The organism is Prevotella illustrans, from assembly GCF_017426725.1.
GTDB classification, from domain to species: domain Bacteria; phylum Bacteroidota; class Bacteroidia; order Bacteroidales; family Bacteroidaceae; genus Prevotella; species Prevotella illustrans.
The window spans coordinates 1-10371 of sequence record NZ_JAERMS010000060.1 but is presented as its reverse complement, the minus strand read 5'-3'; the positions used below and the strand labels follow the sequence as shown (position 1 = coordinate 10371).

The 10371-nt window shown below is 54.2% G+C and carries 5 protein-coding genes; all 5 read right to left on the bottom strand.

What is annotated here, in order from left to right:
- Positions 1 to 88: 88 nt before the first annotated feature.
- Positions 89 to 2806, bottom strand: coding sequence for a helix-turn-helix and ligand-binding sensor domain-containing protein (locus JHU38_RS11745; protein WP_107582327.1), 2718 nt, complete (start codon positions 2804 to 2806; stop codon positions 89 to 91).
- A gap of 174 nt (positions 2807 to 2980) precedes the next feature.
- Positions 2981 to 4357, bottom strand: coding sequence for a glucoamylase family protein (locus tag JHU38_RS11740; RefSeq protein ID WP_107581386.1), 1377 nt, complete (start codon positions 4355 to 4357; stop codon positions 2981 to 2983).
- Positions 4358 to 4468: 111 nt separating this feature from the next.
- The gene (locus JHU38_RS11735; protein WP_107581387.1) at positions 4469 to 5920 is read right to left on the bottom strand and encodes a RagB/SusD family nutrient uptake outer membrane protein; all 1452 of its coding nucleotides are present in this window, start codon (positions 5918 to 5920) and stop codon (positions 4469 to 4471) included.
- Between the two features lie 26 nt (positions 5921 to 5946).
- Positions 5947 to 8967, bottom strand: a complete 3021-nt coding sequence (locus JHU38_RS11730; protein ID WP_107581388.1) for a SusC/RagA family TonB-linked outer membrane protein — start codon at positions 8965 to 8967, stop codon at positions 5947 to 5949.
- A 640-nt stretch (positions 8968 to 9607) separates the two neighbouring features.
- Positions 9608 to 10276, bottom strand: coding sequence for a B3/B4 domain-containing protein (locus JHU38_RS11725; RefSeq protein ID WP_107581390.1), 669 nt, complete (start codon positions 10274 to 10276; stop codon positions 9608 to 9610).
- Positions 10277 to 10371 lie beyond the last annotated feature (95 nt).

Below are 10371 nucleotides of genomic sequence, written 5' to 3'. Positions count from 1 at the left end.
GTTGTTTATCAATTAATTACAAAATATATGCTTTTTAGGTGACGAAGTCAGGAGATCCTGTAAGGACGCGCCTCGTGCGCGTCCTTTTTTATTTAAAATCGATGAGAAAGGCAGCCAGATCGGCTCCCTCGGCCAGGTTGAACTTCTTGCGGAGTCGATAGCGGGCACCCTCTACGCCACGAACAGACATGCCCGTCACTTGAGCGATATCCTTTGTGGAGAGGTTGAGGCGCAGGTAAGCGCAGAATTTGAGGTCGTTGGGCGTGAGCGAAGGATATTGCTCACGCAGATGGCGGAAGAACTGCTTGTGAATCAGGTCGAAATTCTCACGAAATAGTTTCCAGTAGGCGTCGTCGTGACGCGACTCACGGCCTGCCACGGTGTCCATCGCCATGGTCGCTATCTCGCGTCCCTTGTCCTGCAACAGCTGTTCGAGCTGTTGCTTTTGCTGTCCGTCGATGATCCGTTGCTTCTCCGACAGGGCCAACTCTTGGCGTATGCGCTCGGCTTCAGCCCGGAGCATGTGGCGGCGCAGCAGCTTGTTGGCGCGCCAGCGGATGAGGAGATACACGCCGGTGAGCAACAGGATGAGATAGACGAGTAGCATGGGGTAGCTCAGAAAAAGCGGTCGTGGATAGCGGAAAGCGTAGCGAAGGGTGGACAGCACGTTGTCGTTGGCGTCGCGCACGGAACATTCCAATTCGTAAGAACCATAGCGCAGACTGCTGTAATGAATCTCGGGCCGGCTGCTGTTGGTCTCCATGTCGAGTCCCGCGCCTTTGAGATGGAAGAGAAAACGCAGCGGCGCGTTGTTGTAATTGGGATAACTTAACCGGATGGTCATGTCGCCCTTCGCGTCGGGTCGGTCACCGTTGATGGGCATATTGTGCCGCTTATTGCCCGTATCGGTGAAGTAAGCGCTGCTGATGATGAGCGCGGGCCGAGCCTGCCGGGCAGGCATCGTGGCAGCCATGTCCATCCGTCCCACGCCTCCGTTGAGGCAGAAGAAGGCCACGTTGTTGAATACTCTCACGTTGTTGAGGTTGTCGCCGCATTCCATTCCAAAGAATCTGGCCGGCACATTGAGCTTTTGCCGATACTGTCCGTTCTCGTAAGCGATGAGTACGTAGCCTTTCGGTGTGGTGAGCCAGAAGCGGCTGTTGTCGACAGTGGTAGCCGAGATGATGCTGCCGCCTACCAGCCGGCTCAGAGACGTGAAGGGCTGCGGGCCGTGTTTGTCGTCGGCGATGAAGAGTTGCTGCCCGTTGGAGAGCACCACTTCGCCCCGTATCTTCATCACGTGAATCTGTGAGGCGTGATCTTTGCCCAAGGCCGGATAGTATCGCAGGCGGGCCACGCGCCGCAGGTCAGCCGTCAGTTCGATGCGGTAGCATCCCTTGTTCATGTTACTGCCCCAGAGGACGCCGTGATTGTCAATTTCGAGTTGCCGAACGGGCGCGCTGAATCCCTGGATATTGTTGTTGAACACCCATCGACCGTCTATGTTACGATAAACGCGCAGTTTGAAGTAGCTGGCCTCAACGAGATAGTCGTTGTCTTCGCTCACGTTGTAGCGTCGGATGGCCGTGCTACTGGCCTTGCCGCTACCGGGCATGGCATGGCTTTGATCGGAACTGACGACACGGGTACCGTGGTTGTTGCCTACGATAATCTGATTGCCGAAGCGAGAGATGTGCCAGTTCTGGCCCTGCGTGCCGGCCACGCTGCCGAACAAGCCATCTTTATATAATAAGGTGTTCTGATTGGTGGCGATATACATGCCTTCCGCTGTGTTGAGCACGTCGTAGACCATACCCATCGGTCCTGTCAGGAGCGTGTATGGACTACCTCGATGGATGAGGGCCAGCCCCGTGTCGAGTGCTGCCCATACGTTGTCGTCGACATCGGTGTAGAGTCCTAACACGGTGTTGTTCTGCAACATGTTATCACGGTCATAGTGCCAGACCGGCTGTCCCTGCCTGTCGATACCGTAGACGCCGCCCATGATGGTGCCCACAACGATGGTGTGCCCGTCTCGCGTGATGGTAGCACGGTTCACCTGCTCTTTTCTGAGTCGGCTGTCAATGGCCGTCGCAAAGGGGATAGCGTGTTTTCCGTCGAAGCGATAGAGACCGTGGTATTCGGTGCAGAGTAGGGCGACGCCCTGTCCGAGGGGAATCGTGGCCACCACGTCGTCGTAGCCCAGTTCGCTACGGGCCATGAGCGGTACGTAGCGTCCGTTCCGCAGCAGGCAGAAAGGACCGTCGATCAGCTGAACATAGATATCGCCATCAATCTGAAAGAAATAAAGTGGCAGTTGGCGGGGCGTGTAGTGGGCGCTCACGTGTTGTCCGTCGTATTCAAACCAGGAGCAGAACGATTGGAAATAGATGTGTTCGTCGCGCCCCTTCAGGATGTTCCATATCTCGTCGTCATGGGGTTTGAAGCCTTTTAGGCGTTTCCAGAGCGACGTGAACTGATACTGTCCGAAGCTATCGCGTTCGAAATAGCCAAACTCCTGATACGATCCTACGTAAACGCGGTGGCCGTCGGCTAACACCGAACGGGCCACGCCATTGCCCGGCAACGGTATCATCTGCCAGTTGTAGCCATCGAAGGAGAGCATGCCGGCGTTGTTGCCGAAAAACATCATGCCCCCCTTGTCCTGCGTGATCGACCAGTTCTGCAGTCCGCCGTCGTAGTCGAGCGATGTGTAATTGGTCAGCACCGGAACAAACCGCGCGGCGTTCAGTGGCAAGACCCGGCAGGCCAACAGCATGATAGATAAGGCTATCAGATTTCTCATGTCGGTTTGGTTGCTTTTCGCCATCTATTGTAGTTATTTTACAAAAATAGCGTAAAAATGCCAATCCGACAATATTCGTGGCCGATTAAGCGCCCAAAACGCCTTTTTTCCTTCTTTTTACAATCCGTGGATGGCTGTTTCGCGTTGCCAAAGCCGAAAGGATAGAGTTCGGCGTCAGGTCTTGAATCCTAATTTGCGGAGTCCTTGCCGCACTTCGGGGCAACTCATGAAGAGCCGCCATAGCAGTCCGGTACGATAATTCTCGATCATCGGCGCGATGGTACACTGGTCGATGGCCAAGTAGCGCCGCACCGTCCAGTCGGCCGACTCGGAGAACGCGTCGTAGAAACCATACTTACCCCAGACGCGGTCGCCTTTCGCATAGAATCCTTTGAGGGCGGCCATCGATTCCGTGGGCGTGTAGGGAAACGACGAGAGAGCGGCCGTGGGCGTGATGACGCCTAAATCGTTGCCGGGCGCGTGAGCGCTGTAGCCGTTGACGGAATAGCTGGCGGTGAGTCCCCAGCAGTCTTTGCCGTAGCCTTTGAAGCGTTTGGGGTTGGCCACGCAGTAGGCATAATTGCTCAGGGCATGATGGCGCACCACGTTCCAGTAGTCGGCATATCGGTCGGAGAGCTTGCGCGGGTCGAGACCGATCCAGGAATAGTGGGCCCAGAAAAGCGGACCGCCCGTGTCCTCGGCGCCGTTGTGTTTCAGTTCCAAGGCGTAGCCGTAGGGCGCGGCCGTGGTTTTGATAGCGCCCGAGCGAGCCCAACCTTTGTGATAGCAGTCGGCCGGCACGCTGTGTGTAGGCGAAGCGGCAGCCAGAATGTAGACGATGAGACACTCGTTGTAGCCTTCGAGCGGAAAATTCATCTCCCAACCATAGGTGGGCGACCAGTGCCAATAGATGACATCACGGCCTCCACGGGTGTACCAGTCAAACTCCATCGTGCGCCAAAGTTCATCGATCTTTTTGGCCAGTGCCTGTTCGGCGGCATTACCGTCTTTAAAATACTGGCGCACGCAGAGCAGACTTTGCATGAGGAAGCAACTCTCGACAAGGTCGCCGCCATCGTCCTTGGTGCCAAAGGGTTTCACTTTGCCCGTCGGCCCGTAGAGCCAATGGGGCCAGACACCATGGAAACGGTCGGCCCGGGCCAGCCAGTCGACAATGTGGGTGAGGCGATTCACGCCTTGTTCACGGCCGATGAAGCCACGGTCGATACCCACCAGCAAACCGGCAATGCCGAAGCCGCTGCCCGCCGTGGTCACTACGTCTTGGTCGTTCTCGGGATAGACGCCATCCATGTGGAGGCGTTCTCGAGCCATGCCCGATATGGGTTCGGCTCCATCCCACATATAATTAAGATGCGTTTTTTCGATATAGTCGAGTAAGGCGTCGTCGTTGGCAAACGAAGCAGGGCGTTCGTCGACCTTCGCCGTGGATGGTCTGTGGTCGATGATGGGATTTTCTCCCGCCTTACAGGCTGTCGTGGCAAGGGGAAGAAACGAGAGCAGGATGATTGCCGCGCCGTATTTGATTTTCATTGTATATCTAAATTAAATAATTACTTTTCCACTCGTTGACAACATCAAGGTGTGGAGTCATCGCTCGCTTGTCCTTTGCTCTCCGTAATACCGTAGGAGTTGACATCATTATTACTGAAGCGGTTCGTTCTTCAATGCCGGAACATTGGAAAGCTGCGTGAACGGCAACGGATAATAGGTCTTGTCGGTGGTCCAACCGGCAGCCGATAAGACGCCGGCAGCCTTACCGGTGCGTACAAGGTCGGCATAGCGCTCGCCCCATTCGCCTGCCAGTTCCATGCGGCGCTCGTCGAGTATCTGGTCGATGGTGACACTGCTGAGGCTCACCATCTTGGCCCGCTGCCTCACTTCGTTGAACGGCACGTCGCCATTCTTGCCCTGGCGCACCTTTGCCTCGGCATTCATGAGTAGCACATCGGCGTAGCGGAAGATGCGGACGTTGTTGCCGGTGCCGTATTTCGTGCGACCGGGCGTCATTTGGTTCTTCGGCGTATATACTTTACCGTTGAAGAAGTCGTTCGCAGTGCCGTCCTTAATGTTGTCGCCGCTTGGTGTCACGGTGCCGCCGCCCTGCAAGAAGGTGGTCGTGGCGCGAACGGTTTCGCCACGTTGCTCGGCCCACTGCTTAAAGTCGGCGTAGTAGCGGATGAAGTTCCAGCCGCCCATCGAGCCCGGACCTTGGAAAACAAACCACTGACCGGCGTCGACCATGTCGCCCGTGGCCTGACCGAAGTCGGTGCATTGGCATTCGAAGAGACTCTCGTCGCAGAGCTTGCCGGGTATTTTGAACAGATTATAGAAGTCGGAATAGAGCGTAAACTTCTTGCTGTTGATGATATCGTCGGTCAGTTTCTCCACCTGCGCGTAGTCGCCCCGGTTCAAATAAATCTTAGCGGCCATCATTTCTGCCGTGTAGGCCGTGACGGCACCCATGTGTTCCATCTCGTTGGGACGTAGCTTCTTGTTATTCTCCATGGCGTATCGCAGGTCTTCGAGCATGTAGTCCTCCACTAATTTCTTGGTCGAACGGGTCAGATCGTTCTGGCTGTTGCTGCGAAGAATCGTAACATCGCCGAAGGCTTGCGTCAGTCGATAGTAGGCAAAGGCGCGCAAGGTACGCACTTCGCCTTGATAGGCACGGTTGGTGGCCAGTAGCGCGGCGTCGTTGGTGTTGGCCGCGTAGCCGTCGAGCGACGTGAGGGCGGCATTAGCCACCTTGATGATGCCATAGTATTGGTTCCACATTTCGTTGAGTCCCCAGAAGGTGTTGTCGTATTGGTAGTTGCCGAAGCTGACCAACAGCTGCTGGTCGTCGGTGCGCCCCGACCACATGTCGTCGTCACGGACAATGCTTAAAGGCAGAATCACCCAGTGCATGGCACCGGTACGAATCTTGGCGTAGACGCCCGATACGGGCATGTACATGTTTTCCGTGGCCGTGTAGTCCACGTCTTCCTCGGGCACTCTGTTCTCCGGATCTTTATCGAGAAAGTCGTTGCAGGCCGTTGTCGTGAGGGTTACGGCCGCAAGCGCAACGCAGTAGATATATTGTTTGAGTTTCATAAAACGTCAGTATTATATAAAAAGGATTAGAAATTGATTTGAATACCGAAGGTATAAGTGGCCGTGAGCGGATAGACATTGGTGTCCCAGCCGTCGGCGTCGCTGATTTCGGGTGTGAAGGTATGGGCCGAGAAGAGTGTCAGAGGACGGTTGGCGGTAAGGCTGAGACGCATACTTGGCAGGGTATAGCTACCCAGACGGAGCTTCTTAAAGCTGTAACCGAGGGTCACGTTCTGAATGCGAAAGAAGTCGGCGCTCTCCACGAAGTAAGAGTTGACACGCTGATCGCTCACATTCCAGCCACGGGTCAGCGCCTTGGCCGACGGATTACTATTGGTGGAACCTTCGCCGGTCCATCGGTTTTCAAACTGGTCGAGGTCGAAGTTATAGGTGCTTTGCGCATAGCGCAGGGCCCGTTTGCGGTTATAGATCTGCGCGCCGGCCTGACCGTAGGTAGACAGTTCGAAGTCGAAGTTGCGGTATTCGAAGCCTAAGTTTACGTTGTAGGTGAAATTGGGCAGGTAAGAACCCAATGTCTGCCGATCCTCGCCGTCGAGTTTACCGTTGTGGTTGAGGTCCTCATAGATGAAGTCACCGGGCTGGCAGCCGTTGGCTACGGCGATTGGGTCGGCCTTAATCTGAGCTTCGTTCTGGTAAATGCCAATCACTTTGTAGCCATAGAAAGAGTTCATCTCCTTGCCCACGATATTATAGACTTTTCCGTTGTTCACCATCGTGGCACCGCTGAGGCTCTTCACTTCATTCCGGAGGAACGACAGGTTGGTGCCAACGTGGTATTTGAAGTCCTTGCCGACGCGGTCGACCCACGTGGCGGAGACGTCGAATCCTTGGTTGAGAATCTTTCCGTAGTTGCCGGCCAGCGTCTTGTTGTCGAACGGCAGCGAGGTACTGATGACGGCGTCGCGTGTCATGCGGTGGAAATAGTCGGCATCGAGGCTCAGCCGGCTGTTGAACAGGCCTAAGTTGAAGCCTATGTTGATTTCGTCGACCAGCTCCCACTTCAGCCAACTGAAGTAAGAGGTGTTCTGATAGCCGGCAATCGTGGTGTTGCCGTAAACGCCCGAGGCGCCGTTGCCCGTGGCGATAGAGGCGAAACCGTCGCTGGCGGCCACGTGGTCGTTGCCGAGCTTTCCCCAACTGGCTCGTAGTTTCAGATAGTCGATGGCTTTGACGCTCTTCATGAACGGCTCTTCACTCACTACCCACGACGCGCCTACCGACGGGAAGTAGCCCCAATGCTCCTGATATTTCGACGAACCGTCGGCACGGAAAGTGAACATCAGATAATACTTGTTGGCATAGTTGTAGTTGAGGCGTGCGAAATAGCTTATGCCCCGATAGGTAGAACCGTTGTCACCGGCCTTGCGGCTCTTTTCGTCACCTTGCCCGATATAGTAATATTCCTCCTTGCCGTCGGGCACGTTGTCGGCCGAACCCGTCAGAATGCGATAGCTCTCCTGACGCATGGAGTAACCCGCCATGGCTCCGAAGTTGTGCTTGCCGAACGCATCGTTGTAGTTGAGCGTGTTGTCCCAGATATAATTATTATATGTGGTGGTGCTCTTGCTCAACGAGCTGGCTGCTTTTTGCAGCTGGGCGCTGATGTAATACTTGGGAATATAGGTAAAGCCCTCGATGGCAGAGTGGTCATAGCTGACCGATGTCTTCAGGTGGAGCTTCTCGGGCAGGAGCTCGAAGTCGGCATAGAAGTTGGTCAACAGCTGGTCGGTCTTATTCTTGCTGTTGAAATAGTTGGCCGTGGCGATGGGATTATAAAAGTTATTTGTGTATCCTACTGAAGATGGAGCGGCATATTTGATGGGAGTCGCGTCGCTGTTGTTTGGGTCATAGATGGGGTAAATGCCCGGAGCGTTGAAGGCCTGCTGCCAGGCGGCGTTGTTGGGATTCACTTGGTTGGCCTTGGAATAGACCATATTAAAGCCCACCTTGAGCCGGTCGGTGGCCTCATAGTCGAGCGCGCCACGGAAGTTGAGGCGCTTGTAGCTGTTGTCTACGTCCATGATACCGTTTTGATAGAGGTAATTCATGCCTACGGAGTAGGAAGATTTCTGACTGCCTCCGCTTATGCTCAGAGCGTGATTGGTGATAAGGGCCTCGCGCAGCAGCTCGTTATACCAGTCGGTATCGCTGCCGTAGGTCCAGTTGTGGAAGTCGGTATCGGCATAGCTGCCGCCAAAACGGTCGATACTATTCTTGAAGTAAGGGCTGTAGGTGTCGTAATCGGCCTCCATCAGCATTTGCCCATACTGGTTGGAGTTGGCCATCTTCAGCACATTGGTGGCTTTCTGCACACCCACGTAGCCGTCGTAACTGATCTGCGCGCTTTGATTGCGTGTACCTTTGCGTGTGATGATGATGACCACGCCGTTGGCGGCACGCACCCCATAGATGGCGGCGGCCGAAGCGTCCTTCAGCACGCTCATGTCTTTGATGTCGCCGGTGTTGAGAAAATTGATGTTGTCATAGAACATGCCGTCGACAACATACAGCGGATTGGAGTTGCTGAACGAGCCGTTACCACGGATTCTGACGATCGGACCGGAGCCCGGCGTGCCGGTGCTCACGACATTGACACCGGCCACCTTGCCCTGCATGGCGGTCATGGGCGACGTCGAAGGCACGCTGACCAGCTCTTCGCCACGCACCACGGCGATGGGCGAGGTCAGGTCTTTGGCCTTGGCCGTGCCGTAACCGATAGTCACCACCTCGTCTAACATCTTGGCATCGTCCTCCAAACGGATGTTCATCGTATTGGTGGCCCTCACCGTTTGGGTCTTCATGCCGATGTAGGAAATGCTGACGTTTGAGCCCGAAGGTACATTAAACAAGGTGAAATTGCCATCCGGATCGGTGATTGCGGCGTTCTTGCTACCCGTTACCTGTACGGTAGCGCCTATCACGGGGAAGCCTGACATGTCGACCACGGTTCCCCTTACGGTCTGCGACTGAGCCCATGATAATTGCATTGTCATGGCTGCAAGAAGAGATAAAAGTAATCTTTTCATTATACGTTAGGTTTTTGATTTAGGTTTCTGATTGCAAAGATATTCTCTAAATCGGCTTTCTTGCAACGAAAAACCTACGATTCGTCTACTTCGAATAAAAAAAAGACTACTTGATTACTACGATGGTGTCGTGTAAATGGTTAGTGGGTGGCAGGTTTACAAGTATCGATCGATATCTGCCGCGCCCCTGAATTATCTTTACATATACCATCAAAAAAGTGGCGTTATTCCGGAAAAGAAAAGACTTGGACGGAAATAAGCGATTCTTGAGCGAGTTTATAAAACGCTGGTTATCAATACATTGTACTTTTAAGGGAGTTTTCTCTTCGCTTTTTTACCCTTAATCGCTATGCTTTCAGGCTGTAATCGCAGCCCTTTCACCGGCTAAAAGCTATGCTTTGGCGGCGTAATCGCTATGCTTTGAGCCGATAAAAGCATAGCTTTGAGCACAAAAGGGTATAAAAATCGACAAAGCAAAGGACTTTTTCGCCATTCCGACAGCCGAATGACGTGTTGCGGAAGTGTTAAAATCCGGTAGTTTTTTCTGACAAAACAACTTGTAGGTTTGCATTAATGAGGATGGGCTTACAAGTGATGAAGCCGGAGACTACGTCACTCGCGGACTTGTCCCCGCAAATGATCAAGCGAACCAAGATAATGTTACAATTTGGTTGCTGCCGCCATACTTGCGGAGCAGCTCCCGAATGTATTCGGCGGTGGCCCTCACCTGTGCTTCATTACCGTCGTAGCCATTGACGAGTACGAGCAGGCGGCGGGTGGCAAGGTCTATCTTGGTGCGTTCGTGGTCGCTTGTGGGCGTTCCCACTCCTCCCGCGGTGTCGCGGTAAACGGGCATGCCCTCGATGTTGAGAAGGCCCCGGCCGATTCCTTCGTAGGGCTCGTCGTGGCGGCCAATGCCCAGCGTGAGCGTGTCGCCTTGGAACTTGTCGGCGTCGAAACCGCCAATGCTGTAGCCCGACACCATGCTGGCCAGGTTGAGCAAGTCTACCAGCGTGTTCACCTGATAGAGCTCCTTGCCCTGCAGGACACGGCGGACGAGCGCTTCGCCCGACGGACGGTAGCGCGAAGGGTCTTTACCGCAGGCACGGTAGATACGACGGGTGGCGGCAATGCTGCCGATGTCCTTGAGTGTCTCGGTGGTGAGCGACGCTTTGAGCCGCTCCTCCCGCTCTTTGATTTCGGCCCACAACGCTTCGCTGTAGGGTGAGTTTTCCACTTGCGCCTCCACGCAGGCGCACACGAAATCGGGGCATACCGTTTTTATTTCATTCGATAGGATGATTTTCATACCACAAATTTGTGAGAGGTTATCGTTAAATAATTGTTGTTAAATAAGTGAACAAAATTAATTTATACAAAACAAATATATGTAATTCCCGTTCT